Genomic DNA, 24,527 nt, shown 5'->3' on the forward strand with positions numbered 1-24,527 from the left:
ACAGGGCGATCAGGATGATGATCGGGATCGGTACGCCGAGGAAAAACAGCAGTAATGAGCGCATGGTGACTCTCCTTTTTAACGGACCGGAGTGGTAGTGGTGTAGGTGTCGACTTCAACGTACTCGACCGCATCGCGACGACGACCGCCGAAGGTGGCTGCGAGGCTGGCAAAGAACGCACCGGCCAGCAGCGCGACGAACATCCACAGCGAGGTGTAGGCAGCGACTTTCGCGGCGGTATCGGCCGCTTGCTGAGCTTTCAGTTTGGCGTCAGCGATGGCTTTCTGGGTGTTGGCGTAAATTTCGTCGACACGACGTTCAGCATCCGCTTGGCTCAGGTTGGTACGTTGCGATACCAGTTGTGCGAGGTAGGTGCGGTCTTCGGCGCTGAGCTGACCGTTGGCCAGGCTCTGGGCGAAGATGCGGGTCACGGTGCCGCGTGCGGCGTCATCGCTGACGGCAGCCGGACGGTCGTCACGGAACAGACTGTCAACGAAGTAGCCGTACTGATCGCTGTCAGTATTGGCTGCGGCAGAACCGGCGGCCTGGCTCATGGCACCGGCAGCACCGCCGACGACGTTAGCCCCAGCCTGCACACCGCCGCTGACGACGCTGCTGACCGAACCGACCACCAGCACAGCGGTGACCAACGTGGCGACGCACCAGGCGAGGAAGCCGTGGGCGGTGTCGCGGAAGTAGACTTCGTCACCGTGCATGTTCGCCCATTTCACCCGCAGACGACCGGCAATGTAGCCGCCCATGCCGGAAGCAATGATCTGCGTGACAGCCAGCCAGACAATCGTCGAAATGCCCAGCCCCTTGGCGCTGACGCCCTCTCCGGCCCACGGTGAAACCGCCGAAAAGCCCAGACCGAAACCGAGCAGCACGAGAATCATCGACAGCGCAGCGGCCGCCGCAGCACCGGCGAAGATCGCGCCCCAGGACACGCCTGAGACGCTGCTCGACTCTTCCACGGCAGGATAATAGCCATCAGGGGATCTATTCATTGTTGTACTGCTCCAGGCATGAAAAATGGTGTTACAACTCGTCAGGTGAGGAATTGCAGTGACCGTGCCAGTTACAGAAACTAAATAAACTCTTTATTTTCAACAGGTTATAAAGTTTGAACTTCGCTGATCCGTGCAATTTGCAATAAATGGTCAGCGCCGGCGGGTTTTCTGCATTGATGGCTGACTGGCAAATCCGATCAATTCCGATTCACCGTCGCGACGAAGATGAAAGTTAATTTAAAGCGTCACGGTAAATTCTTGGCAAAATGCTGCCATTCCGTTTGAACCGATCAGCAGGCCTGCCTATGACTCGTATCTTGACCATCGAAGACGACGCCGTGACCGCGCGGGAAATCGTTGCCGAACTGAGCAGCCACGGGCTGGATGTCGACTGGGTCGACAATGGCCGCGAGGGCCTCGACCGTGCCGTCAGCGGCAACTACGACCTGATCACCCTCGACCGCATGTTGCCCGAGCTGGATGGTCTGGCCATCGTCACCACCCTGCGCACCATGGGCGTGGCGACGCCGATTCTGATGATCAGCGCCCTCTCCGATGTCGATGAGCGCGTGCGCGGTTTGCGCGCCGGTGGCGATGACTACCTGACCAAACCGTTCGCCACCGATGAAATGGCCGCGCGGGTGGAAGTATTGCTGCGCCGACAGAACAGCGTCGCCACCCAGGCCACGACATTGAACGTCGCTGACCTCGAACTCGACCTGATCAGCCATGAAGCCCGCCGCGCCGGACAGGTGCTGACGCTGTTGCCCACCGAATACAAACTGCTCGAGTTTCTGATGCGCAACAGCGGCCAGATTCTCTCGCGGATGATGATTTTCGAAGAGGTCTGGGGTTATCACTTCGACCCGGGCACCAACCTGATCGACGTGCACATCGGCCGTCTGCGCAAGAAGATCGACGCAGCCGGCAACGTTCCGCTGATCCGCACGGTACGGGGCTCCGGCTATGTCATTGCCGAACCCGTCTGACGGCTGGCGCTCGTCCAGCAGCCGCTTGCTGGCGCTGTACAGCTCGCTGTTCGTGGCGTGGAGCGCGATCCTCATGGGGGTCATGTACTACGAGGTATCCGGCTACCTCGACAAACTGGCCAAACATTCGTTGATGCAACGCCAGCATCTGTTCTCGCATTTTCGCGGCGAGCAACTCGAAGACGCGCTCGCGGCCAGCATGACCTTCGATATCCGTGGTATTGACGCCTATGGTCTGTTCAGCGCGGACGGCGTTTACCTGGGCGGCGCACTTCAGCAAATTCCCGAAGGACTGCCACTCGACGGCAAGATCCACATGCTCGCCGAGTGCGCCGATTCCGACGATCCGACCCTGCCGAACGACAGCTGCGATGCCGTTGCCACGCAAACCCGCGACGGGCGCTGGCTGGTGCTGCTGCGTGACAACGGTTCGCTGTTCGCGGTGACGCGGATCATTTTGCACGCGTTGTTCTGGGGCGTGTCGCTGACGATTATTCCCGGGGTCGCCGGTTGGCATCTGCTGCGGCGTCGGCCGTTGCAGCGCATCCGCGCGATTCAGAACAGTGCCCAGGCCATCGTCGCCGGTGACCTGACGCACCGCTTGCCGCTGTCCAATCGCCGCGATGAACTGGACATGCTCGCCGCCATCGTCAACGCCATGCTCGAGCGCATCGAGCGCTTGATGAACGAGGTCAAGGGCGTCTGCGACAACATCGCCCACGACTTGCGCACGCCGCTGACCCGTTTGCGCGCGCAGTTGTATCGGATGCAGCAACAGGCGGGTGAAGGTTCGCAAGAGGCGGCGCAACTGGATCTGGTACTGGCTGAGGCGGACACGCTGATGGCGCGGTTTCGCGGATTGCTGCGGATTTCCGAACTGGAAGATCGCCAGCGCCGTTCAGGTTTCGTCGAACTTGATCCGGTGCGTTTGCTGGAGGAGTTGCACGAGTTCTATCTGCCGCTGGCCGAGGAAGGCGATCTGCGCTTTCAACTGAACATGCCGGAGACGCTGCCGCCGCTCAATGGCGACCGCGCGTTGCTGTTCGAAGCGTTGGCGAACCTGCTGAGCAACTCGATCAAATTCACCCCGCCCGGCGGCACGGTGATGTTGCGTGGGGTCAATGCAGGTGGCCAGACACGGATCGAGGTTCACGATTCAGGCCCGGGGATTCCCGAGGCAGAACGTGAAGCGGTGTTCCAGCGGTTTTACCGCACCGAGGGTGGCCAGCCGCAGAGTGGTTTTGGTCTGGGGTTGTCGATCGTTGCGGCGATAGTCAGCTTGCACGGCTTCAGTCTTGAAGTCGGCAGCAGTGATCTGGGTGGGGCGAAACTGGTGCTGGATTGTCGGCAGAGTTTGATCAGTCAGGCCTGACGTCTCGCGCCGATCGTTCCCACGCTCCGCGTGGGAATGCCTCAAGGGACGCTCCGCGTTCCGGCTTTCGAAATGGGACGCAGAGCGTCCCGGGCTGCATTCCCACGCAAAGCGTGGGAACGATCTGCGTCTCAGGTTGGGTAATTGGCCCGCAAGGCTTCGAGACCGCCCTGGTAGATGCCGTTGAACAGCGCCACCACTTCTTCATCGCTCACGCCGACCGCATTGAAGCGCCCCGACCACGTCACCCGCGCGCCCTGCCCTTGGGCTTCAACCTTGATCGTCGCCAGGTAATCGCTGGCCGGAAACGGTGCCTGTTCAATCGAATAGCTGTAGGTTTTTGCGGCGTTATCGAATGTCTGCAGACGTTCGACCACTACACCCCCGTCAGCAGTTTTCAGCGTGCGCACTCGCCCGCCTTCGCTCAGTTCACTGTTGGTGATCAACGGCAGCCAGTCCGGCAGCGTGTTGAAGCCGCCGATCAATTGCCAGACCTGATCGGCCGAGGCCGGGATGTCGATGGTTGCGGATGCAGTTGGCATAAAACCTCTCTTTTGGAAAATTCAGATAGTCAGGCTGTCGACCACGCCGCCATCAACGCGCAAGGCTGCGCCCGTGGTAGCCGAGGACAGCGGTGAAGCAATGTACGTGACCAGATGCGCCACTTCCGAAACATCCGCCACGCGCTGGATGATCGAGGTCGGACGGGCCTTGCGCACAAAGGCGTCGGCTTCGTCGCGCAGCTCCCGCCCGGACTCGGCGGCCGCGTCTCTGAGCATGTCCTGCAGACCATCGGTGAAAGTCGGCCCCGGCAGGATCGCATTGACCGTAACACCGGTACCAGCCAGACGTTTGGCCAGGCCGTGGGACACCGCCAGGTTGGCGCTTTTGGTCACGCCGTAATTGAGCATGTCAGCCGGCGTCGCCACGCCGGATTCCGATGACAGAAAGATCACCCGGCCCCAGCCCTGCTCAACCATCGCCGGCACATAATGCCGCGCCAGGCGCACGCCGGAAATCACGTTGACCTCGTAGAAGCGCGTCCACTCGCTGTCGGGAGTCTCGAAGAAATCGACGTCGTTGAAGATGCCGAGGTTGTTCACCAGAATGTCCGCGCGCGGTTCGGCGGCGAACAGCTTTTCCGCGCCCTCGGCCGTGCCCAGATCAGCGGTCAGACCGCGCAACTGCGCGCTGGGCACCGCTTGGCGTATGCTCGCCAGCGCCTGCTCGACCTTAGCCGTGTCACGACCGATCACCACCACCGTCGCCCCGGCTTCGGCCAGCGACTGGCTGATGCCCAGACCGATGCCGCCGGTACTGCCGCTGACGATGGCCAGTTTTCCACTCAGATCGATCTTCATGCGTTTACCTCATTAGCAAGGAGTTCCACCGCGCTCGACTTTAGCGACGATTTCAGAAGCATGGATCAGCGTAGTTGCGATATTGCCGGCATGGTTGAGCTGCCGACCGGTGACGGGGATGTTGTTTGATCGACGATCCCCTGTGTCTGGCAGACCGTAGCCCCTCACCCTAGCCCTCTCCCGGGGGAGAGGGAACCGATCGAGTTGTGCTGAGTTTGCCCTCGACCTGAAAGACCATAGCGATTATGGATTCAGAGAAGACCTTTCACGTCGGCGTATTACCTGAATATCCCCCGGTCAGTCCCCTCTCCTTCCGGGAGAGGGCTAGGGTGAGGGGCATTTCGGAACAGATCAGATTTCCGTCAGACGAAGCAAACCATCGGCGCCGACGCTGACGCCGATCGCATCGTAACTGGCCAACGTCGCATGCGCCGTTTCGATCGGGTGCTGGTGCGTGGTAATGATGATCATCAGTGCAGCGCCCGCCGCTTCCGCAGCCTGAATGCCAACCGTGGCGTCTTCAAAAATGAGGCAATCCGCTGGCTCGACACCGAGCTTTTTTGCCGCCAGCAGATAACCCGCAGGATCAGGCTTGCCAGCCTTTACATCTTCCGCCGTGATCATGACCGCCGGCTCGGGGATACCCGCCGCCGCCATCCGCCGCAACGCCAGATCGCGAGGCGCCGACGTCACCATTGCCCAGCGATCTTTCGGCAGACCGTTGAGAAATGCCGCCGCCGCAGGAATCTCGACAATGCCTTCAACGTCATTGATTTCCGCTGCGGTGATGAACGCCGCTTGTTCCTCAGCATCCAGCCCCGGCAGATTCAGCCGGGTGATGGTGTCGATCGCCCGTGCGCCATGGATGGTCGGCAAAAACGTCTCGACCTCCACGCCATGGCGCACCGCCCACGCTGACCAGATGCGCTCGGCGGCGGCGATGGAATTGAGGACGGTGCCGTCCATGTCGAACAGAAACGCGCCGAATGCGCGATCAAAAACCGATGCTTGTGCAGACAAAAGAACAAATCCTCTGACAGTTGGCCGGGCAGCCTGGCCCGGCAATGTAGCACTAGTCAGTGCAGCTGCGGGGCCTTGGATTTGAACGCACTTTCCACACAGTCGAGCAATTGACCGATCGCCCACGGCTTCTTGATGAACGCCACCGAATGCTTGACCCCGGAGGTCTCGGGCGTCTCGTAGCCGGACATGACCATCACCGGTTTTTCCGGCCAGCGATCGCCGACCAGATTCGCCAGGTCGGCGCCGTTAAGCGTGCCGGGCATGGTGATGTCGGTCAGCAATAGCGCGACGTTCGCCGCGTGTTCTTCCAGATACAGTGAGGCGGCGTCGGCGCTGGTTTGCGGTTCGACCTTGAACCCTTCCTCCTGAAGAATTTCGCAAAGAAACTCCAGAATCAACGGATCGTCCTCGACAACCAGAATCAACCCGCCAGGAAGGTGCGCGCTCGACGTAGGTGTAGGGCACATGAACAGCACTCCCCCGAATTACATTTTTGATAAGCGGTTTTGAATCCGCTGCTTATCTGGTATGAGCAGCGCGCCCTGTAGAAATTCATTTTTGATACAGAGGATTTCGCCAAGGTGTTGTTTTTCGAAGCGCAGCGCCCATCGAATCCCCTCATTTGTGGTTAAAATGCCGGCCCTTTGCCTGGCCGATCCTGATCCATGAACCCTGAAGCCCTCGCTACCCTCCACGCTCATTTGCTGCCCGCACTGGCGGCGGCGCCCAGCGAAACCCGTCGTTTTTTTCACGGGCGCGGGCGCTGCTGGCCGGGGTTGGAGCAGTTGACCGTGGACTGGTTGCAGGGCGTGGTGCTGGTGTCGCTGTTCAAAGAACCGGCGCCTGAGCAACTGCAGGATCTGCGGGATTCGCTGCTGCAACTCGCCGCCTCGCCCCAATGGCAGCAATCCGGCGCGCACACTTTGCTGATCCAGCATCGTTATCTGCCGCAGAGCACGGCCGAATGGCTTATCGGCGAGGAAATCGAAGAAATGACCATTGTCGAGGGCGGCTTGCAGTACCGCGTCGACCTGGGACGCAAGCAGAACACCGGACTGTTTCTCGATATGCGTTACGGACGCAACTGGGTGCGCGAACAGGCAGCGGGCAAGCGGGTGTTGAACCTGTTCGCCTACACCTGCGGCTTTTCCGTGGCGGCAATCGAGGGCGGCGCCAGCCATGTGGTCAACCTCGACATGTCCCGCGCCGCGCTGAGCCGAGGTCGCGACAATCACCGTTTGAACGGCCACGACCTGAGCAAGGTCAGCTTTCTCGGCCACGACCTGTTCAAATCCTGGGGCAAAGTGATCAACAGCGGCCCGTACGATCTGGTGATCATCGACCCGCCGTCGTTTCAGAAAGGCAGCTTTTTGCTGACCAAGGACTATCAACGCGTATTGCGCCGCTTGCCGGAACTGTTGACTGCGCAAGGCACTGTGCTGGCGTGCATGAACGATCCGTCGTTCGGTTCCGACTTTCTGATTGATGGCGTGACCCAGGAAGCGCCGACCCTGCGCTTCGATCATCGGCTGGACAATCCGCCGGAGTTTCCCGATATCGATTCAGAGAGCGGCCTGAAAGCCCTGGTCTTCCAGCGCAGCCACTAACACAGCGTAAGTTCACCTGTGGGAGCGAGCCTGCTCGCGAAAGCGCAGTGTCAGATAACAATTTTGTTGACTGATACACCGCTTTCGCGAGCAGGCTCGCTCCCACACAAATTCTGCGTTGGTCACAAAGCCGTCGGCCGCAGCACCAGTGCAAACAACTCACCATGCCCGGTGACGTTGAGCTTGTGATAGAGATTGCGTCGATGCACTTTCACGGTCTCCGGCGAAATCCCCATCTGCTGGGCCATCGCCTTGCTGGAAAAGCCCTGCAGGATCAGACGCGCCGTGTCGATCTCGCGCGCGGTCAGCCGGGCATCGAAACGGTCCAGCAGCGTCGCCAGATCACCTACCACCGCGTCAGCCACCGGCCCTTGCGGCGGCAGCAACTGCATGTGGCGATGCATCGCCGCCAATACCCAATCACGAATGCACAACAGTCGGCCCTGCTCGGCCATGCCAAACGCGGTCGAGCGGCCCAGGGACAAGCCGAGTACCGCGCCTTCGACGTTGATCAGAAACTGCAATTCATCCTCGCCCACCACGGCACGAAAATAGCTCTGGTAATACTCGCTGTGCAGAAACTGATCCGGCGCAACAGAGGCCAGGCTGTGCAGGCCGTCGCTGATCCCGCTGACAGCGGCTTGATAGAACGGATCGAGCAGGTACATGCCGGCGGTATAACCGGCCAGCTCCTGCTGGTCGTCCACGCCCCCCTTGCTGTCGAAGTCGATCAGCAAACGCGGCGGCTGGCCGGGCTGCATCAGGGCGACGAGGGCATTGTCCAGCGGCACCAGCAGGCGCAGGGTGTCGACCAGCGCGCGCCAGAAACCGTCCTGCCCGAGGTGGGAAAATACCCGCGCCAGACTCTGATGCACCGGCAATTCCTGCAACAACGCGTCCACGCACTACCCCTTTCGAGTAACCCATGATGGGAATGGGGCTGGTGTGACCGGCCCGTTAGCCTGACCACTCCAGTTCATCACCGGCCTGCGACAGGCCAGGAGTGCCGCATCATGCGTCGTCACCGTGGATCTATCAACCCGGGCCTGCTGGCCTGTTTTTGTCTCTCCTCGGTCGCCATGGCGGCAGACATACCGAGCGTGCATGTCTACAACTGGTACGACTACATCGGGCCGAACACGCTGCACGATTTCCAGCGCGACAGCGGCATCCGGCCGGTGTACGACACCTTCGACAGCGCCGAAGTGCTCGAAGGCAAACTGATGACCAGCCGCAGCGGCTACGACGTTGTCGTGGCGAGCAACTTCAGCCTGCCGACCCTGATCAAGGCCGGCGCCCTCGCCCCCTTGCCTCGCGATCAACTGCCAGGCTGGCAGAATCTCGACCCCGAGCTGTTGAAAAAACTCGCGGTCAACGATCCGGGTAATCAGTACGCCGTGCCTTACCTGTGGGGTACCAACGGCATCGGCTACAACGTCGAAAAAGTCCGCGCCGCGTTGGGTGACAAAGCGCCGGTGGATTCCTGGGAGTTGCTGTTCGACGAAGCCAATCTGGCCAAACTGAGCGAGTGCGGCGTGGCGATGCTCGATTCGCCGTCGGAGATGCTCCCGGTCGCCCTGCATTACCTGGGTTTGCCGCCCAATAGCACCGATCCCGAGGACTACAAAAAAGCCGAAGCACTGCTGCTCAGGCTGCGCCCGCACATCGCCTACTTCAACTCTTCGAAGTTCATCAGCGATCTGTCCAACGGCAATATCTGCGTGGCGGTTGGCTGGTCCGGGGCGATGCTCGAAGCCAAGACCAACGCCTAGCAGGCCAATAACGGCGTAAAGATCGCCTACAGCCTGCCAAAGGAAGGCGCGCCGGTGTGGTTCGACACTCTGGTACTGCTCAAGGACGCGCCCAATCGCGCCCAAGGCCTGGCGTTTATCGATTACCTGCTGCGGCCGGAGGTGATCGCGCCGGTCAGTGATCACCTGTCGTACCCGAATGGCAATCGCGCCGCGACAACGCTGGTGGCAGCAGCAACTCGCGACAACCCGGCGGTCTACCCGTCCCCTGCCGCCATGGCCACTCTCTACACCCTCGAACCCTTGCCCAAAGCCGCCGAACGTGTGCGTACGCGGGTGTGGAGCAAGGTCAAGAACGGCCAGTAACCCGCGCAAGAAATCTGCCTGCCTCATCCGAGCGGTAAGCCGCCCGACCTTTTGAATCAAGAGACTGAATCTATGAATCCGCGTGCCCGTGATCTCGACATCCTCATTGGCCAGATGCAACCCGGCCCGCTCAATGCCATCACCGATGTGCCGGGCGTGCGCGTCGGTCACAGCAATGTACGCGGTCGCAGCAGCAGCGGCCGTGACATCTGCACCGGCGTCACGCTGATCGAGCCGCGCCTCGGCTCGACCAGCCAGCAACCGTGCTTTGCCGGCGTGCATGTACTCAATGGCAACGGTGATGCGACCGGCCTGGAATGGATTCGCGAGGCCGGCCTGCTGACCAGTCCGATTGCCTTTACCAACACCCACAGCCTGGGTGTGGTGCGGGATGCGCTGATTGTGCTGGACCGTGAGCAACAGCCGGATGACGGGCGGCTTTACTGGAATATGCCGGTGGTGCTGGAGACCTTCGATGGGCTGCTCAATGACATCAACGGCTTTCACGTTAAGCCCGAGCATGTCGCCGAGGCACTGAACGGCGCCGTGGATGGGCCGGTAGTCGAAGGTGCGGTGGGTGGTGGCAGCGGCATGATCTGCCATGAATTCAAGGGTGGCATCGGCACCGCATCGCGCCGTTTGAGTGCTGCCCAGGGTGGCTGGACCGTTGGCGCGATCGTGCAGGCCAACCACGGCATTCGCAGTGAACTACGCGTCGATGGTTACCCGGTCGGACGCTATATGGAACAGAAGGATTCACCGTTCCTGCGGGCAGCGCTGCCGCACCCGGGCATGGGCTCGATCGTCGTTTGCCTGGCGACTGATGCGCCGCTGCTGCCCCATCAATGCACGCGCCTGGCACAGCGTGCCAGCCTGGGCCTGGCGCGTACCGGCGGCGGTAACGAAGACCACAGCGGCGACATCTTCATTGCCTTCGCCACCGGCAATGATCACGTCCCGCCCGCCGCTTACGAGGCTAAACGCGCAGCCACCTGCGACGGCTTGCGCATGGTCAACAACGACCACATCAGCGAGCTGTTTCTGGCCGCGACCGAAGCCGTTGAAGAAGCGATCATCAATGCCCTGCTCGCCAGCGACAGCAGCGAGGGCAACGGTCATTCGGTGCCGGGCCTGGATGCGCAGACGCTTCTGGCAGCGCTGAAAAAATCCGGTTGGCCGGGGTCGCGCCCGGCATAAACCGGCATTGTGCAAGGACGACTGGCGGTACTTGAGTCGTCCATTGCACGCTCCCAGGATGAAGCTACGCGGTGCCTGGATTGATCCGGCGCTGCGTAGGCGTGGGTGTGCTGACTCCCAATCAAGCCCAAGTTCTGCTTCACACGCCTCTTGAGCCTCACGGGCTCTACTTCCTCCCCATCAAAGAGCTTGGAGGCTCTTTTTTTGTCTGCGTATTTCAGTTCTCGGCGAGACCTTCGGCGCGAATCGACCGCCATGCCGCCTGCGCAAGCACTTCGCGATAAGCCATCGGACTGCCCTTAACTCGCCCTGCCAGCCAGGCCCGGCAGTAACTGTCCGCCTGGCCGATGATCAGCGATGGCAGCAACTCCGCAGGCAAATCCTTAAGCTCAGCGGCGCGACCCGATTCGGCCAACCACTGGCCCAAGCGCAGGTTGCGCGTCTTGTTGCGCTCGGCCAGCTCTTCCTTGAACGGGCCTTTGGTCACTGCGAATCGTGCGTGGTACTGAAAACGCGCCCACTGCGGCTGCTGCTCGACCCAGTCGACATAGCTGAAGACCAGCGCCTGCACTCCTTCCTCCGTGGTAATGGCCGCGTCCAGATACGCATCACGCAGACGCGCCTGATCCTCCAGCGCGGTGAAAAACAGCGCCGCGACCAGCCCTTCCTTGTTGCCGAAATGGTGGTAGATCGCGCCAACGCTGGTGTCGCACTCGGCACGGATCATTTCGATGGTGGTGGCTTCGATCCCCTGTTCATTGAACAGGCTCAGGGCCTTGCGAAAGATATCGCGTTTGAGTTCGGCGCGGCGGCCGGGGTAGCTGCGTTCCAGTAGATCGGCGGTGTCCATGCTGCTCGGGTCCAAAAACGGAGGTTGATAAAGGCGTCACGTGCCCGTGAACAAATCGCGCCTAGGTTGACAGATTTGCCGCGAACAGAATACCGTTCCGTTACAGAACATTATTCTGTAACGGAACATAATTCTGCAAACCACCCAGTGAGGCTTCCATGAGTCAATCTCTCAGCATGTTCAACAGCGTCGGCGCGGATGCATTCAGCAAAATGGCCTGTCAGTTCGCCCCGTACTTCAGCACCATCAATCCGCTGATCAGCGAATTGCGCCCGAACGCCGCCACCGTACAAGTGCCGTTTCGCAAGGAAATTACCAATCACCTTGGCACGGTGCATGCGATCGCCCTGTGCAACGCGGCGGAACTGGCCGGCGGAATGATGACCGACGTCTCGATCCCGCCCGGCGCGCGCTGGATTCCAAAGGGCATGACCGTGGAATACCTGGCCAAGGCGAAAACCGACGTCACCGCCGTGGCCAGCGCCGAAGGTGTGGATTGGCAAAGCGATGGCGACAAGGTGGTCAACGTCGACATTCACGATACCGAGGGCAAAAAAGTCTTCACCGCGCGCATCACCATGAACGTCAAGATCGGTTGAGATTGCAGGCACAAAAAAGCCCTCGTTGCGCAATGCGCAGCAAGGGCTTTTTACTGGCCGGGTCAGTGCAGAGTCAGGCGCTGACGGACAAACTCTTCTACGTGGCGGCTGGTCTGGTCCAGATGGCGGTCGCGTTGTTTTTCCGCATCGAGCATCGCGCGCTTGCCGTTTTTCTGCAGCAAGTAAGTATGAATCTGCTGCACTTCCAGCGAGCGGTAGATCGGCGTGGTGTCGATGAACCCGCGCAAGCCGTTGCTGCGGTAATGCCGCGTGCTCATCAGCACCTGAGTCTCGCGCTGGCCGATCACTTCAAAACCCAGCGCCTCTAAATACGGCACCTTGCCAATGCTGCAGGCCAGTTCCGCATGCGGATAGCGCCCGACCATGTCCGCGAGCATCGCCCGCGCCACACCTTGGCGCCGATGGCCTTCACGCACCGCCATGTACGCGACGCTGCACGCCTCCCAATCGCCCTGCACCGGCAGACAGATGAGAAATCCGATGACTTGCTCTGGATCCTCATCGTCAGTGGCCACCAGCAATTCCACCTCGGTGCCCTTCTGGCCGTTCAACGCCTCGAGGTACAGATGCACCTCGAAACCCACCGCGTACTGATAAACGTTGTACAGCAGATTGCTCGGGCCGAGGCCGACAGCACTGATGTCGGTCAGGTAATCGACGACCATTTGCAGGATCTGGCTGTTGACGCTTTCCGGGCATGGGGAGGTGTAGTGGGTGATGCGTGGCATGGGCAAACTCCGGCGATAAAAAACGTTGCCGATGATCAGAGCCGTCGACGAACCGCGACATCATACCGCGCCGAATCTATCGAACCGTCACTGTTGTGGCGCCACCACCCTGAATTTGATGTAGATGTCCTTCGACACCACGCTGTCCGCCCACTCCCCTGCGCCGAGGCCGAACTCCTCACGGTTGAGCACCAGCTCGCCGTCGAAAATGCCAATGGCGTTGTCCGGTTTCAGCTCCACCGGCACCTCGACATCGCGAGTGATGCCCTTGAGCGTGAGCTGACCGGCGACCTGGTAACGATGCTCGGCCACCTGGGTGAAGCGGCGGGACTCGAATACCGCGAGCGGGAATTTTTCAGTATCGAACCAGGCGGGTTTCACCAGCTCGGTATTGGCGTCTTCGCTGCCGGCGTCAATGCTGCTCAGGTCGATATGCAAGGTGGTGCGGGCGTTGGCAAGGTTTTCGGTATCTAAATCCAGAGCCGCCTCGAACTTGCCGAAGGTGCCGTACATTCGCGAGCCCATCTGGTTGTAGGTGAAACTGATCTGGCTGGCGCTGGTGTTGACCCGGTTATATTCAGCGGCCTGCGCACCGGCCATGACAAAGGATGTAAACGCGGCAACCAGCAGCAATCGCGACGTCATGAAATTCTCCGGGCGGCGTGTGTCGTCGGGGCCTTGGTTGACTTAAGCAAACAGCCGAGCGTTATGCCAGTTCACGCTCACTCACAGGGAATACAATTTTCTCGGCGCTCCCCGGTTGAACCGGCCTTTCCTTCGCCCTGCCGCGCAGGTGGTGACGCAACTTCAGCGCCGGTCGCTCGACGCAGTAATACGTCAGGCCACTGCAGAAAAATGACAACGCCAGCACCGCTCCGACAACGTAGGCGTCATACGCGACGGGCCAAAAACCCCGCAGTAGATACATCACCACAAAGTGGTTAAGAAACACGCCATAACTGATATTGCCCAGGAACTCGTCCATCCGGTGGAACTTGAGTTTGGTCAACAGGTAGACCAAGGGAATGCCCACCGCGATACCCAGAGTGACTTCGGCATTGAACGGACGACGCTCAATCCATCCGACCATGATCGCTACAAACAGCAGTCCCGCCGCAACGGCTGTGCCGGTGACAACGACCATTGCTCTGATATTGCGTTGGTATAGATAACAGCCGCACAGGAAGATGAACAACACACCCGGCAACAGACGATATCCATAGACATCGGTATTGATGAAGCCCAGGCAGGCCAGCAGAAAAACCCCGACCGAGACAGCAAAGGCGACACCCTGCGCCTTGCAAATCAGCAGAAATGGAATCAGCAGGTAGAAACTCATTTCCAGCCCCAGCGACCAGCCCGGTGGTAGGATCTCGGTCCCGCCGACGCCGAACATGTAATAGCCAAGCGGTAGCATGAGCAAACTGGTGGACAGGGTCTTCCATGTCAGCTCAGCCGCTTGGGGCGTACCGGGCAACAGAAAATGAATAACCAGACACGAGGCGACGAAGTAGACCAGAAATTGCGGATACAACCTCAGAGCCCTGTCGATATAGAACAGACCGATCTTCCTCGGCTCACGGTAGTTTCGCTCGATGAGCGAAGCCATGACGAATCCACTGATGATCAGGAACGAGATGACGGCGATCACACCAGGATTCAGTCCGGCGAACTTTTTGCCCATATGAGATACAGCGACCAACACCGCCAACAGCAGTCGAAAAGCTCCCACTTGAACCCTCGTCATTCCCTTATCGTTGTGGGCGCATACGCTACGATGCTTTCGTCTCGGGGGACAGACAAATGTTTGTCCGCCGTGCCTAAATCAACCGCTCGATCTTCTGGTGTTTCCAGACCAGTTTGTAATAGAGCGTCTGCAGTATCAGCATCCCCAGATAGGCAACCGGAAAAGCCATCCACACACCCTGCAAACCGAACTGCCCATCGAGCCAGTACGCCGCCGGCAACTGCACGCCGACCACGCAGACAATCGAAATGACCACCGGCACCAGGACGGTGCCGCTGGCGCGCATGATCCCGCCGATGATGGCCTGGAAGCCGAACACCAACAGGCTCCAGAGCATGATGTGCAGCAGATGCTCGGCCATCGCCCGGGTCGAGTCCTCGGTCAGGAACAGGCCCAGCAACCAGTGCGATAGCAGATAACCCAGCACAATCAGGCCACCGGTCAGGCACACATTGATCAACAGCCCGGTGCGCAGGATCGGCCCCATGCGTTGCAGATGCCCGGCGCCGATTGCCTGGGCACCGAGAATCGATGCGGTGATCGCAATCGACAGCGCCGGAAACTGCACATAGTTGACGATCTGCGTTACTGCGCCATACGCCGCCGTCGCTTGCGAGCCGTGCTGGTTGACCAGTGCCAGGATCACCAGCTCCGATAACGACAGCACGATCATCTGTACGCCGGTGGGCAGGCCGATGCGCAGGACCTTGCCGAGAATGACCCGATCCAGTCGCAATGCGGCAAAGAACTCTCGATCCGGCGCCAGCGGATGGCCCTTGCGGATCAGCCGCCAGGCCAGCCACGCCATTGCTGAGAGATTCCCCGCCAGCCCGGCATACGCCGCGCTCTGAATGCCCAACGGTGGCAAGCCCAGCCAGCCGCGAATCAATGCCGGCGTCAGCGCCAGCCCCACGGTGGTGGAGACGATCAGCGCGAGTAATGGCGACAGCGTATCGCTGACACCACGCAGCAATTGGGTGAACAGCACGAATACCAGTAGCGATGGCAGAATCCACAACATGACGTGGGCATAGTCCACCGCGTCGTCGAGCACATCCGCCGGCGTGCCCAACCCCGTCAGTGCCTGTCGCGCAAACACCGTGCCCAGCACCGCCGCGACCAAACCGATCAACACACCCAGTAGCAACGTCGCTCCGGCAATCGCCTTGACCATGTGCGTTTCGCGCGCGCCCCACGCCTGACCGATCAACACGCCCGCGCCAGCTCCAAGGCCGATGACCAGGGCGATGAAAAAGAACACGACGGGAAACATGCCGGATACCGCCGCCAGCGCCTGGGTGCCGAGCATCTGGCCGATGTAGATGCTGTTGACCGTCCCGGACATCGATTGCAGGAAGTTCGACAGCACCATCGGCGCGAGAAACAGCAGATAGGTTTGCCAGAGCGGCTTGGCGAAGGTGGCGCTTTGCATTGAATGGAGGTCCATCTCGACGGCGGCAGGCCTGATTGACGATAGCTTCGGTGAGTTGCGTGCAGCGTGCAATCAACATTTCCCATCGGCGTTGATTGCCTGTTTTGCATTTGTGTAAATGCCAGGCATCGCTTTGTGTCAGTGTGCGGCTGTGGTAAATCAGCGATTCTGTCGACACGTACTATTGAGGCTCGGTTCATGCGTAACGTTGCAAATTTTCTGCTTGGCTCCCTCCTCGCTCTGTCGGCCGCCTACGCTCAAGCGGCCGCACCCGCAGCGGCGCCTGCTTCATTGAAACCGCTACTGGCCACTTTGAATGAACGCCTGAGCATCGGCGATCTGGTTGCGTTGACCAAGTGGGACAGCGGCAAGCCGATCCAGGACAGCCCGAGAGAGGCGCAGGTCATCGCCAATGCCCGAACTCTGGCCGCCGAACATCAACTCGACGCAGACGATGTCGCGCAACTGATCGCCGCACAGATGGAAGCGAACAAACTGGTGCAATACGGTCTGCTCGCGCAATGGCAAGCGGCAGGTGCTGCACCGGACACACCGCGTCCGGATCTGGGCAAACAAATCCGCCCGCGCCTGGATGAACTGCAAAAGCGCTTGTTGCAGCAGTACGCCGCCTTCGCGCCCTATCGCCAGGATCCGAATTGCCCGGCATGGCTGGCCAATGTCCGCAACGGTCTGGCCGCCGATGCGCTGCATGACATGGCGCTGATTCGTGCCAGCGGCGAGTTGTGCATTCGGGCAAAAGCCCTCTGAATCGCCGCTTATGGCAAACATCATCGGCGTCGATGTTCACCATCACGTCAATGAAGTTCTCATAAAAACTGCGCGGCGTAACATCGGCTCCAGACAAACAAACAACTTTCTGGAGCACACGATCATGAAACGCCAAACCCTTCTCGGCATCGCTTTCTCGGTTTTCGCAGTTAACGCTTTTGCAGTAACGCCTGCTCACACCCTGGTCGCTGAAGGCGGCTCGGACAAGTTGATCGAAAGCCGCGTCGCTGAGGGTGGCTCTGATCGTCTGATCGAACGCCGCGTCGCTGAGGGTGGTTCGGATCGTCTGATCGAACGCCGTGTTGCCGAGGGTGGCTCCGATCGCTTGATCGATCGCCGCGTTGCTGAAGGTGGCTCTGATCGTCTGCTCGAACGCCGTGTTGCCGAAGGTGGTTCTGATCGTCTGCTCGAACGCCGTGTTGCTGAAGGCGGTTCGGATCGTCTGCTCGAACGCCGCGTTGCTGAAGGTGGCTCTGATCGTCTGATCGAGCGCCGCGTTGCTGAAGGTGGTTCGGATCGTCTGCTCGAACGCCGTGTTGCCGAAGGTGGTTCTGATCGTCTGATCGAACGCCGTGTCGCCTGAATCATCTGCATGACCGCAACACCCATGAAAAAGCCCGGCCTGATCAGCCGGGCTTTTTTGCATTCAGCCGTCGCTTATTGCGCGGTTTTCAGCTTGACCACATCACCGGAGATGGTGGTGGTGTAACCGGTCAGGACCCAGGCCCAGAACCAGTTTTCCTGAACCTGTGTGTTGATCATTGCATCGCCGCCCTTGGCTTGGATGGCCGCGTTTTGCGCGCGCACAAATCGGCTGTTCTGGCGGATCGGGATGATGCCAAACAGCAGCAGGCCGGTGGCCGATGCTTCGCTGTGGCCAACCACGGTGTATTGGTTGCTGTCGTAATGGGCGGTTTTCATCGGGGCGCCGGTGCAACCTGCCAGAACCACACCGAACAGTGTGGCGGCGACTACTTTGCTGAGGTATTTCACGGTAAAACTCCATGGGAAAACGCCCGGGATCCGTCTCTCGGGCGGCGCGCATTCTAACCAAAATGATGGCTCATTGGCATCAATCTTCTTTGTATTTACATGAACCCGTTCGCTGGCCGCCCATCGGCGATGTCGCATACCATGGCGCCACTTCAATAAAGACAGACACCCGCCTCCATGTTCAAAGCCAGTCTGCGTAGCCATCTCACCCTGTGGTTCGGCGGTTTGTCCCTGCTGACGTTATTGAGCGTCGGCTTTTATGTCGGTCATATCGCCACCGAACAAATGAAGCAGGCCAGCGGCAACGCCTTGCTGAACACCGCGCGTGCAGCGGCGACGCTGTTGGGCGAACAACTGCGCGAACGGCAACTGGAGGTCTACCTGCTCAGTCGCGCACCGCATCTGGAGCGCGGAGATCTGGACAACCCAGCCATCCTCAAGTCGATGCAGTTGCGCACCCAGGCGCGCGCCGAATATGCGTGGATGGGCGTCACCGACGCCGAGGGCAACGTTCGCCAAGCGGTCAATGATCTGCTGGTCGGTCAATCGGTGCAGAAACGCCCGTGGTTCCAGATCGGCTTGCGCCGGCAATACACCGGCGATCCCCACGAAGCGGTGTTGCTGGCGAAGTTGTTGCCGGGCCTGGCCAATGGCGAGCCGTTGCGCTTCATCGATTTTGCCGCGCCAATCCACAATGCCGAAGGACAGGTGATTGGCGTGCTGGGCGCACATGCACACTGGAGTTGGGTAACGCGCATCGTCGAATCGGCGGCGTTTTCCCACAAAAACTCGGCGCCGGATGTCCAGGCGCTGATCGTCGACCACGACGGCAAGGTGCTCTACCCCGAAGCCCTGATGGGCCAACAGCTGGCGACCAACGATCCGGTATTGTCGGGCTGGACGGCGGCCAACGGTTACCTGACCAGCATGGTCACTGTGCCGACGCCATCGGGCACGGCGCTGTCGTGGTCGATCGCCATTCGCCAGCCACTGGAGACTGCGCTGCAACCGGCGCGGACGCTGCAATACGAATTGCTGATACTCGGCGTTTTCGCCGCCATCGTTTTCGGTCTGGTGGCTTATTACCTGGCGCTGTACCTGAGCCGCCCGATCGAACAACTCGCGCACTCGGCCAAACAGGTGCAGAACAACCAGTCCGGCGCGCAGTACCAGCTGCAGCATCCGGTACTGGAAATCGCCCAGCTCGGCCAGTCCATCGACGCGATGACGCAATCACTGCTCGGCAAGGAGCGCGAACTGCAAGAAGCCAACGCGTCGCTGGAAGCCACCGTGGCCCAACGCACCGCCGCACTCACCGAGGCCAACGCCGAGCTGCTGAGCCTGGCCACACACGACGGCTTGACCGGCGTTTACAACCGTCGCCGCTTTGACGAAAAAATCACTGAATACTCGCTGCTGTCCCGACGCACCGGGCGCCCTTTTGCCCTGCTGCTGATCGATGCCGACCACTTCAAACGCATCAATGACAGCCACGGCCACGCGGTCGGTGACGAGGTCCTGCAACAACTGGCGACCTTGATCCAGAACAGCGTACGCAGCACCGATTTCGTCGCCCGCTACGGCGGCGAAGAGTTCGCCGTACTGCTGCCGGAAGTCGCGCAACCCGACACCCCGGAAGTCGTTGCCGAAAAGATTCGCTCAGCGGTCGCCGAAGCGCAGTTTCCCGGCGTCGACAACGTCACCGTGAGTATTGGCCTTGGCCTGGCAGATCCGGCAGACAACAACCACACGGCCCTGATCAAACGCGCCGATCAGCAGCTGTACCAGGCCAAGGCTGCGGGGCGCAATCAGGTGGCGTTCCATGCTCACTGACACCGGCGTATATCAACCAGAGACAGGCTGCCATCGCTGGCAAGCCAGCTCCCACAGGGATGAGGTAAAGCCGGAGATATTGGTCGTTTGGAGAACCGCCTTCGCGAGCAGGCTCGCTCCCACAGAAAAGCAAAGCAGCGCAGCTGCCCGCGGCGAAGCCGCCCCACTCAACAATGAGCGTTAGCTCGAGTGCTTTTGATCTTGATCTACCGGCGACGTCGGAAGGCTGAGCGGAGGGATTGATCCGGGCGTGGGAGCGCAGCGACCGTCTGGCGCAGCCAGACACAGCGGAAGGAGGTGCAGCGAAGCAAACCGGAGCCGCTGCGCCCGGATCGATCCCGCAGCGAAGGGACCCGAGCCTGCGAGGGCCGAACGCAGGAGCAAGCCTTTTGGGTTACCTTTTTGGCGTTTGAAAAAGGTGACCCGCCGTAAGGGCGGAACCCTAAGCAGCCGTTACCGCAGCAATGGATATGTACTCAATCAGCCAGGAAACCATCGCCCGACTAGGGCTTAGCACTGAACCTCTGCAGATAAGCCAACAAATTATTCAACTTCTCCTCATCACTCAGCCCCCAGAAAATCATCCGCGTCCCCGGCACCACCCCTTTCGGATCCTTCAGATAAGCCTTCAACGTCGCCCGATCCCAAGTAATCCCCGAGTTCTTCATCGCAGCGGAATAAACATAATTGGCCGAAGTCCCCGCAGCCCGGCCAACGATGCCGTTCAACTGCGGACCAAACCCCGAACGAGCCGACTCGCCAACCTGATGGCAACCGCCGCACAGACGCGGAAAGATTTTCGCCCCGGCTTCAGGATCGCCCTCAGCCTGAGCGCTGGTGCTGAAGATCAAGGCGAGAAGCAGTGCTGTGGTGAATTTCATTAAACAGTCCAAACCTGGCTTTGCATGGCGTGAACGCAGTTTACAGATAAGCGCCGATAATCGTTCTGACAGTGATCAACGCCTGACGCAACACGTGCATGTCCACCGACCCGAGAGCCAGACGAATCGCATGGGGCGTATGGCCCGACAGCGAAAACGGCTCTGCACTGGTGACCGAAATCTGCTGCTGCATCAACTCGACCACGATCTGATCGGCACGCACATCTTCGGGCAACGGCAACCACAGAAAATACGAGGCCGGATGAGCAATGTAGCGCAGCCCCTTCAGCACCTCGGCGGCCAAGGCCTGTCGCGCCATCGCATCACGACGTTTCTGCTCCTCAAGCACGGTGACGGTGCCGTCGTCGAGCCACCCGCACGCAATGGCGGTCATCACCCCGGGCGTGTTCCACGTTGTCGCGCGAATGATTCGCTCCAGTGCGGGCACTTGAGGCAGCGGCGCCGCGATGAAGCCGACCCGCAATCCGGTGGCGATATTTTTCGACAGGCCCGATACGTAAAACGTCCGTTCCGGTGCCAGATCGATCAAGGTTCGCGGCGGACTTTCCACCAGAAACGCGTAGGCCGCATCTTCGATAAGTGTCAGATCATAGCGCCGGGCAATCGCCACCAATTGCTCGCGCTGTTCCAGTGGCATGACCCAGCCCAGCGGATTGTGCAGCGTCGGCATGCTGTACACGGCGCGCACCGCACGCTCGCGGCAGAGTCTGTCCAGTGCCGGCAAATCCGGGCCGTGCTCCGTCATCGGGATCGCCAGCACTTCCAGATGCAACGCGTCGGCCAGCACCTTGAACCCGGAATACGTCAGCGCATCGGCGGCGATCACATCACCGGGTTTGAGCAGGGCCATCAGCGTCACCGCCAAACCTTGCTGAGCGCCATTGACGATCAGCACTTGGTCGGCTCCAACGGTCACGCCGCGTGTCGACAAATGTCGCGCCACCGAGGCGCGTTCGTGGGCACGTCCGGCGTGGGGTTGATAACGCAGCAACGCTTCGAGATCGCCGGACAACGCCAGTTGTCGCAACGCCGTGCGCAACAACTCAGCCTGACCGGGCAACGACGGATAGTTGAAATTCAGGTCGATCATGCCGACCGCTACGTCTTTCTGATCGATGCCCTGCCCCGGCGCCAGCGACGTTTCCCGCACAAAAGTGCCGCGCCCGGCTTCGCCACTGACCAGGCCCATCGCCTCAAGCTCGGCATAAACCCGTGAAGCGGTAACCAGCGCCAGTCCTTCCTGCGCCGCCAGTTGCCGATGCGTAGGCAATCGCGTGCCCGGCGGCAGTCGTCCGCCACGAATATCCGCCGCGTAACGGTCAACCAAGGTCTTGTAACGGGATCGGGGCATGCCGGCTGTATCCATGACAATTTTTTGATTGTGCTGATTCTCAGCCCTAGGATCTCCGCAATACAACCCACTATTTGAGCGCGACCGACATGCACACAACATCGACTGCGGCCAACCCGGCGCTGGAAAAGACCAGTGGCTGGATCAACGGTTTTATCGGTGTGCTGATTTTCAGCGGTTCACTTCCGGCGACACGGCTGGCGGTGCTGGAATTCGATCCGGTGTTTCTGACCGTGGTGCGAGCAGCGATTGCCGGCGCACTGGCGGTCGGACTTCTGCTGTTGTTCAAGCAACCGCGACCGTCGCGCCATCAGTGGCTGTCGCTGGTGATTGTGGCGCTGGGCGTGGTGTTGGGTTTTCCGCTGCTGACCGCGTTGGCATTGCAGCACGTAACGTCAGCGCACTCGATCGTGTTTGTAGGATTACTGCCGCTGGCCACGGCAATGTTTGGTGTCTTGCGTGGCGGTGAGCGGCCACGGCCGGTGTTCTGGATCTTTTCGGTGCTGGGCAGCGCATTGGTGGTGGGCTTCGCCCTGTCCCAGGGACTGAACGCCTCGCCGACTGGGGATCTACTGATGCTCGCGGCGATTCTCGCCTGCGGCCTCGGTTACGCCGAAGGCGCGAAACTGTCACGCAGCCTCGGCGGCTGGCAGGTGATCTGCTGGGCGCTGGTAATGTCGTTACCGCTGATGGCAGTGCTGAGCCTGTGGCTGGCGCCCGCCTCGTTCGGCAACATCAGCTTGCCTGCGTGGATGTGCCTGGGCTACGTGTCGCTGTTCAGCATGCTGATCGGCTTTGTGTTCTGGTATCGCGGCCTCGCCCAGGGCGGGATTGCGGCGGTCGGGCAGTTGCAGTTGCTGCAGCCGTTTTTTGGTCTGGCACTGGCGGCGACGTTGCTGCACGAGCAGGTCAGCGTCGGCATGCTCGGCGTAACGCTTGGGGTGATTCTCTGCGTGGCCGGGGCGAAGAAATTTGCCAAGTAATGTTCAGTGTTCGGCTTTCCATCGCCGAGGACTCAGCCCGGTCTTGCGCCGAAACGCCCGGGCCAGCGCCGACGGACTTTCGTAACCGACCTCTTCGGCAATCAACGCAATCGGCCGGCCTTCGCGCAGGCGTTTCTGCGCAAGACTGACGCGCCAGCTCAGCAGATAATCGGCCGGCGTCTGCCCGACCACGCGGCGAAACTGCTCGGCGAAACCGGCGCGGGACTGGTTCGCCGCCGCCGCGAGATCGGCCACACTCCAAGGCTTGTGCGGCTGCTCATGGATCAGGTTCAAAGCGCGAGACAAGCGCGGGTCAGCCAGCCCGGCCATCATGCCCGGTTGCTGATCTCGACTGCCGATGAGATGGCGCAGCAACAGAATCACCAGCAATTCGAACAGGCGATCCATCACCGCCACGCGCCCGCAATGCCCTTCAAAGGCTTCATTGAACAGCCAGTCAAGGGTGCTGCGCAGTTCCGGGATGTCGGTGAGTTTCAATACCAGATAGTCGGGTAGCGCGGCGGCCAGGGCATTGCCCGAGCCGCCGTCGAAGGTCAGCGATGCACAGACAATCTGACTGGCCATGGCTTCGTCGGCAAACATTCGATGGGTAAACGGCCGGGGAAAGAAAATCAGTGACGGTTCGTCCAGACGGATCTCCCGCTCGTTGCCCGGTTTGAGCAGCAACGCCCCGGCTTGCAGAACATGCACGTGCCCGACCGGCTCGCCTTCGTGAACGCTCACGCCGCAAAACGCGCCGCTATGAAAGGTGCCGGCGTTCACGCCGAAATGACTGAGTAATGTGGAAAGGCGATCCATGGCTGACTCCCGAAGGCATATCTGGACAATCTGCCGCATATCCTCGACGATTTGCCGCCAAAGCGCCATTGGCAGCCCCTAAGATCTCTCCATCGCCGCTGCACTTCGCTGCGGAATTTCGGAGAATCACCATGAGCCGCATCCCCGCTATCAGCCTCGACACCGCCACCGATGCCACCCGTCCTGCACTGGAAGGCGTGAAGAAAAAAATCGGCTTCCTGCCCAACGTCTTCACTACCCTCGCCCAAGCGCCAGTTGCATTCGACACTTACCTGCAAGCTTCGGCGATCCTCGGCAAGACCTCGCTCAGCGCCCAGGAAAAAGAAGCCGTCTACCTCGCCACTTCGCAAGTAAACGGCTGCGACTACTGCCTGTCCGCACACACAATGTTCGCCGGCAAGGCCGGGCTCTCGCCACAGGACATCGTCGCGGCCCGTCACGGCGAACTGAATGCCTACGCCGCCCTCGCCCGCCAACTGACCGAAACCCGTGGCCACTTGAGCGATGAACAATTGGCCGCTGCCCGCGCTGCCGGTATCGATGACCGCAAGATCATCGAAGTGATTGCCCTAGTGGCCGTGCAGACATTGACCAACTACCTGAACAACACGGCGTTGACCGACATTGATTTCCCGACCGTCGAGGCCTGAGCAGTCGCTCACGAACTGAAGAAAAATCCGCTGGCGAAAAGATGCTCTTTTCGCCAGCGCTGTTTTTTGCTGCCATGATGTAGGTCAGAATAATTCGCAGCGCAAACAGTGTCTGGTGCGCTGAAACCAAACACCCTGCGCGCAGGTCTTTGT

General features: G+C 60.3%; 25 protein-coding genes and 1 pseudogene. 11 read left to right on the plus strand and 15 right to left on the minus strand.

The features are described 5' to 3' along the window. Positions 1–78: 78 nt before the first annotated feature. Positions 79–1,008, minus strand: coding sequence for a hypothetical protein (locus CKW30_RS23170; RefSeq protein ID WP_016775227.1), 930 nt, complete (start codon positions 1,006–1,008; stop codon positions 79–81). Positions 1,009–1,316: 308 nt separating this feature from the next. Between CKW30_RS23170 and CKW30_RS23175 the strand changes: the two genes are divergently transcribed. Together CKW30_RS23175 and CKW30_RS23180 are read left to right on the plus strand one after the other, a co-directional pair. Further along, on the plus strand, positions 1,317–2,000 hold the full coding sequence (locus tag CKW30_RS23175) for a response regulator transcription factor (RefSeq protein ID WP_016775228.1): 684 nt from the start codon (positions 1,317–1,319) through the stop codon (positions 1,998–2,000). Continuing rightward, positions 1,978–3,372 carry a HAMP domain-containing sensor histidine kinase gene (locus CKW30_RS23180; RefSeq protein WP_071171796.1) on the plus strand — a complete coding sequence of 465 codons (1,395 nt, stop codon included), beginning with the start codon at positions 1,978–1,980 and terminating at the stop codon, positions 3,370–3,372. Before CKW30_RS23175 ends, CKW30_RS23180 begins: the two co-directional genes overlap by 23 nt. Before the next feature lie 131 nt (positions 3,373–3,503). Here CKW30_RS23180 and CKW30_RS23185 read toward each other — a convergent pair whose 3' ends face one another. From CKW30_RS23185 to CKW30_RS23200, 4 genes are all read right to left on the minus strand, one after another. Next, positions 3,504–3,914, minus strand: coding sequence for an SRPBCC family protein (locus CKW30_RS23185; protein WP_095182031.1), 411 nt, complete (start codon positions 3,912–3,914; stop codon positions 3,504–3,506). 21 nt (positions 3,915–3,935) lie between these two features. After that, a complete protein-coding gene (locus CKW30_RS23190; protein WP_095182032.1) occupies positions 3,936–4,733 on the minus strand; it encodes an SDR family NAD(P)-dependent oxidoreductase in 798 nt (265 codons plus the stop codon). A gap of 351 nt (positions 4,734–5,084) precedes the next feature. Continuing rightward, positions 5,085–5,753 (minus strand): HAD-IA family hydrolase, encoded by a 669-nt coding sequence (locus CKW30_RS23195; protein WP_095182033.1) that lies wholly within the window; start codon positions 5,751–5,753, stop codon positions 5,085–5,087. A gap of 56 nt (positions 5,754–5,809) precedes the next feature. Continuing rightward, positions 5,810–6,223: a response regulator gene (locus tag CKW30_RS23200; RefSeq protein ID WP_056788985.1), complete on the minus strand. Its 414-nt coding sequence runs from the start codon at positions 6,221–6,223 to the stop codon at positions 5,810–5,812. 198 nt (positions 6,224–6,421) lie between these two features. Here CKW30_RS23200 and CKW30_RS23205 point away from each other — a divergent pair, with 198 nt between their 5' ends. Further along, a complete protein-coding gene (locus tag CKW30_RS23205; protein ID WP_095182034.1) occupies positions 6,422–7,363 on the plus strand; it encodes a class I SAM-dependent methyltransferase in 942 nt (313 codons plus the stop codon). A gap of 122 nt (positions 7,364–7,485) precedes the next feature. Here the strand turns inward: CKW30_RS23205 and CKW30_RS23210 are convergent, their stop codons facing one another. Further along, positions 7,486–8,265 (minus strand): helix-turn-helix transcriptional regulator, encoded by a 780-nt coding sequence (locus CKW30_RS23210; protein WP_095182035.1) that lies wholly within the window; start codon positions 8,263–8,265, stop codon positions 7,486–7,488. 111 nt (positions 8,266–8,376) lie between these two features. Between CKW30_RS23210 and CKW30_RS23215 the strand changes: the two are divergent. Continuing rightward, positions 8,377–9,480: pseudogene (locus tag CKW30_RS23215) on the plus strand (polyamine ABC transporter substrate-binding protein). 72 nt (positions 9,481–9,552) lie between these two features. Further along, positions 9,553–10,677, plus strand: a complete 1,125-nt coding sequence (locus CKW30_RS23220) for a P1 family peptidase (protein WP_041477033.1) — start codon at positions 9,553–9,555, stop codon at positions 10,675–10,677. A gap of 217 nt (positions 10,678–10,894) precedes the next feature. Here the strand turns inward: CKW30_RS23220 and CKW30_RS23225 are convergent, their stop codons facing one another. Further along, complete coding sequence (locus CKW30_RS23225; RefSeq protein WP_095182036.1) at positions 10,895–11,527, minus strand: TetR/AcrR family transcriptional regulator; 633 nt, start codon at positions 11,525–11,527, stop codon at positions 10,895–10,897. Positions 11,528–11,685: 158 nt separating this feature from the next. On the opposite strand from CKW30_RS23225, the gene CKW30_RS23230 reads away from it, so the two are divergent. Beyond that, positions 11,686–12,126 (plus strand): hotdog fold domain-containing protein, encoded by a 441-nt coding sequence (locus CKW30_RS23230; RefSeq protein ID WP_095182037.1) that lies wholly within the window; start codon positions 11,686–11,688, stop codon positions 12,124–12,126. Between the two features lie 62 nt (positions 12,127–12,188). Here CKW30_RS23230 and CKW30_RS23235 read toward each other — a convergent pair whose 3' ends face one another. The 4 genes from CKW30_RS23235 to CKW30_RS23250 form a co-directional block, all read right to left on the minus strand. Next, entirely contained in the window at positions 12,189–12,875 is a 687-nt protein-coding gene (locus CKW30_RS23235; RefSeq protein ID WP_095182038.1) for a GNAT family N-acetyltransferase, read from the minus strand. Between the two features lie 87 nt (positions 12,876–12,962). Continuing rightward, positions 12,963–13,520, minus strand: coding sequence for a YceI family protein (locus CKW30_RS23240; RefSeq protein WP_056788962.1), 558 nt, complete (start codon positions 13,518–13,520; stop codon positions 12,963–12,965). Positions 13,521–13,581: 61 nt separating this feature from the next. Next, on the minus strand, positions 13,582–14,622 hold the full coding sequence (locus CKW30_RS23245; protein ID WP_371857568.1) for an acyltransferase family protein: 1,041 nt from the start codon (positions 14,620–14,622) through the stop codon (positions 13,582–13,584). Positions 14,623–14,695: 73 nt separating this feature from the next. Then, on the minus strand, positions 14,696–16,054 hold the full coding sequence (locus CKW30_RS23250) for an MATE family efflux transporter (RefSeq protein WP_095182040.1): 1,359 nt from the start codon (positions 16,052–16,054) through the stop codon (positions 14,696–14,698). 198 nt (positions 16,055–16,252) lie between these two features. On the opposite strand from CKW30_RS23250, the gene CKW30_RS23255 reads away from it, so the two are divergent. Further along, positions 16,253–16,822: a chorismate mutase gene (locus CKW30_RS23255; protein ID WP_095182041.1), complete on the plus strand. Its 570-nt coding sequence runs from the start codon at positions 16,253–16,255 to the stop codon at positions 16,820–16,822. A gap of 124 nt (positions 16,823–16,946) precedes the next feature. Next, on the plus strand, positions 16,947–17,426 hold the full coding sequence (locus CKW30_RS23260; protein WP_095182154.1) for a phage infection protein: 480 nt from the start codon (positions 16,947–16,949) through the stop codon (positions 17,424–17,426). Positions 17,427–17,500: 74 nt separating this feature from the next. On the opposite strand, the gene CKW30_RS23265 is transcribed toward CKW30_RS23260, so the two are convergent. Continuing rightward, positions 17,501–17,836, minus strand: coding sequence for a hypothetical protein (locus CKW30_RS23265; protein ID WP_095182042.1), 336 nt, complete (start codon positions 17,834–17,836; stop codon positions 17,501–17,503). A 177-nt stretch (positions 17,837–18,013) separates the two neighbouring features. Here CKW30_RS23265 and CKW30_RS23270 point away from each other — a divergent pair, with 177 nt between their 5' ends. Beyond that, a complete protein-coding gene (locus CKW30_RS23270) occupies positions 18,014–19,669 on the plus strand; it encodes a diguanylate cyclase (protein WP_095182043.1) in 1,656 nt (551 codons plus the stop codon). 503 nt (positions 19,670–20,172) lie between these two features. Here the strand turns inward: CKW30_RS23270 and CKW30_RS23275 are convergent. Next, positions 20,173–20,550, minus strand: coding sequence for a cytochrome c family protein (locus tag CKW30_RS23275; protein ID WP_095182044.1), 378 nt, complete (start codon positions 20,548–20,550; stop codon positions 20,173–20,175). A 40-nt stretch (positions 20,551–20,590) separates the two neighbouring features. Continuing rightward, complete coding sequence (locus CKW30_RS23280; protein WP_095182045.1) at positions 20,591–21,922, minus strand: PLP-dependent aminotransferase family protein; 1,332 nt, start codon at positions 21,920–21,922, stop codon at positions 20,591–20,593. Positions 21,923–22,011: 89 nt separating this feature from the next. Between CKW30_RS23280 and CKW30_RS23285 the strand changes: the two genes are divergently transcribed. Then, positions 22,012–22,905: a DMT family transporter gene (locus CKW30_RS23285; RefSeq protein WP_095182046.1), complete on the plus strand. Its 894-nt coding sequence runs from the start codon at positions 22,012–22,014 to the stop codon at positions 22,903–22,905. Positions 22,906–22,908: 3 nt separating this feature from the next. Here the strand turns inward: CKW30_RS23285 and CKW30_RS23290 are convergent, their stop codons facing one another. Further along, positions 22,909–23,724, minus strand: a complete 816-nt coding sequence (locus CKW30_RS23290; RefSeq protein ID WP_095182047.1) for an AraC family transcriptional regulator — start codon at positions 23,722–23,724, stop codon at positions 22,909–22,911. Positions 23,725–23,855: 131 nt separating this feature from the next. Between CKW30_RS23290 and CKW30_RS23295 the strand changes: the two genes are divergently transcribed. Then, the gene (locus tag CKW30_RS23295) at positions 23,856–24,374 is read left to right on the plus strand and encodes a carboxymuconolactone decarboxylase family protein (RefSeq protein WP_095182048.1); all 519 of its coding nucleotides are present in this window, start codon (positions 23,856–23,858) and stop codon (positions 24,372–24,374) included. Positions 24,375–24,527 lie beyond the last annotated feature (153 nt).

This window comes from Pseudomonas sp. Irchel 3F6 (assembly GCF_900187595.1).
GTDB lineage: Bacteria > Pseudomonadota > Gammaproteobacteria > Pseudomonadales > Pseudomonadaceae > Aquipseudomonas > Aquipseudomonas siliginis.

Bases quoted from the DNA above. Each gene is read 5' to 3' on its own strand.
- CKW30_RS23175 (WP_016775228.1), top strand. From the start codon at position 1,317: ATGACTCGTATCTTGACCATCGAAGACGACGCCGTGACCGCGCGGGAA.
- CKW30_RS23240 (WP_056788962.1), bottom strand. From the start codon at position 13,520: ATGACGTCGCGATTGCTGCTGGTTGCCGCGTTTACATCCTTTGTCATG.
- CKW30_RS23245 (WP_371857568.1), bottom strand. From the start codon at position 14,622: ATGACGAGGGTTCAAGTGGGAGCTTTTCGACTGCTGTTGGCGGTGTTG.
- CKW30_RS23295 (WP_095182048.1), top strand. From the start codon at position 23,856: ATGAGCCGCATCCCCGCTATCAGCCTCGACACCGCCACCGATGCCACC.
- CKW30_RS23270 (WP_095182043.1), top strand. From the start codon at position 18,014: ATGTTCAAAGCCAGTCTGCGTAGCCATCTCACCCTGTGGTTCGGCGGT.
- CKW30_RS23250 (WP_095182040.1), bottom strand. From the start codon at position 16,054: ATGCAAAGCGCCACCTTCGCCAAGCCGCTCTGGCAAACCTATCTGCTG.
- CKW30_RS23185 (WP_095182031.1), bottom strand. From the start codon at position 3,914: ATGCCAACTGCATCCGCAACCATCGACATCCCGGCCTCGGCCGATCAG.
- CKW30_RS23275 (WP_095182044.1), bottom strand. From the start codon at position 20,550: ATGAAATTCACCACAGCACTGCTTCTCGCCTTGATCTTCAGCACCAGC.
- CKW30_RS23290 (WP_095182047.1), bottom strand. From the start codon at position 23,724: ATGGATCGCCTTTCCACATTACTCAGTCATTTCGGCGTGAACGCCGGC.
- CKW30_RS23280 (WP_095182045.1), bottom strand. From the start codon at position 21,922: ATGCCCCGATCCCGTTACAAGACCTTGGTTGACCGTTACGCGGCGGAT.
- CKW30_RS23235 (WP_095182038.1), bottom strand. From the start codon at position 12,875: ATGCCACGCATCACCCACTACACCTCCCCATGCCCGGAAAGCGTCAAC.
- CKW30_RS23220 (WP_041477033.1), top strand. From the start codon at position 9,553: ATGAATCCGCGTGCCCGTGATCTCGACATCCTCATTGGCCAGATGCAA.
- CKW30_RS23285 (WP_095182046.1), top strand. From the start codon at position 22,012: ATGCACACAACATCGACTGCGGCCAACCCGGCGCTGGAAAAGACCAGT.
- CKW30_RS23255 (WP_095182041.1), top strand. From the start codon at position 16,253: ATGCGTAACGTTGCAAATTTTCTGCTTGGCTCCCTCCTCGCTCTGTCG.
- CKW30_RS23205 (WP_095182034.1), top strand. From the start codon at position 6,422: ATGAACCCTGAAGCCCTCGCTACCCTCCACGCTCATTTGCTGCCCGCA.
- CKW30_RS23170 (WP_016775227.1), bottom strand. From the start codon at position 1,008: ATGAATAGATCCCCTGATGGCTATTATCCTGCCGTGGAAGAGTCGAGC.
- CKW30_RS23230 (WP_095182037.1), top strand. From the start codon at position 11,686: ATGAGTCAATCTCTCAGCATGTTCAACAGCGTCGGCGCGGATGCATTC.
- CKW30_RS23225 (WP_095182036.1), bottom strand. From the start codon at position 11,527: ATGGACACCGCCGATCTACTGGAACGCAGCTACCCCGGCCGCCGCGCC.
- CKW30_RS23180 (WP_071171796.1), top strand. From the start codon at position 1,978: ATGTCATTGCCGAACCCGTCTGACGGCTGGCGCTCGTCCAGCAGCCGC.
- CKW30_RS23200 (WP_056788985.1), bottom strand. From the start codon at position 6,223: ATGTGCCCTACACCTACGTCGAGCGCGCACCTTCCTGGCGGGTTGATT.
- CKW30_RS23260 (WP_095182154.1), top strand. From the start codon at position 16,947: ATGAAACGCCAAACCCTTCTCGGCATCGCTTTCTCGGTTTTCGCAGTT.
- CKW30_RS23190 (WP_095182032.1), bottom strand. From the start codon at position 4,733: ATGAAGATCGATCTGAGTGGAAAACTGGCCATCGTCAGCGGCAGTACC.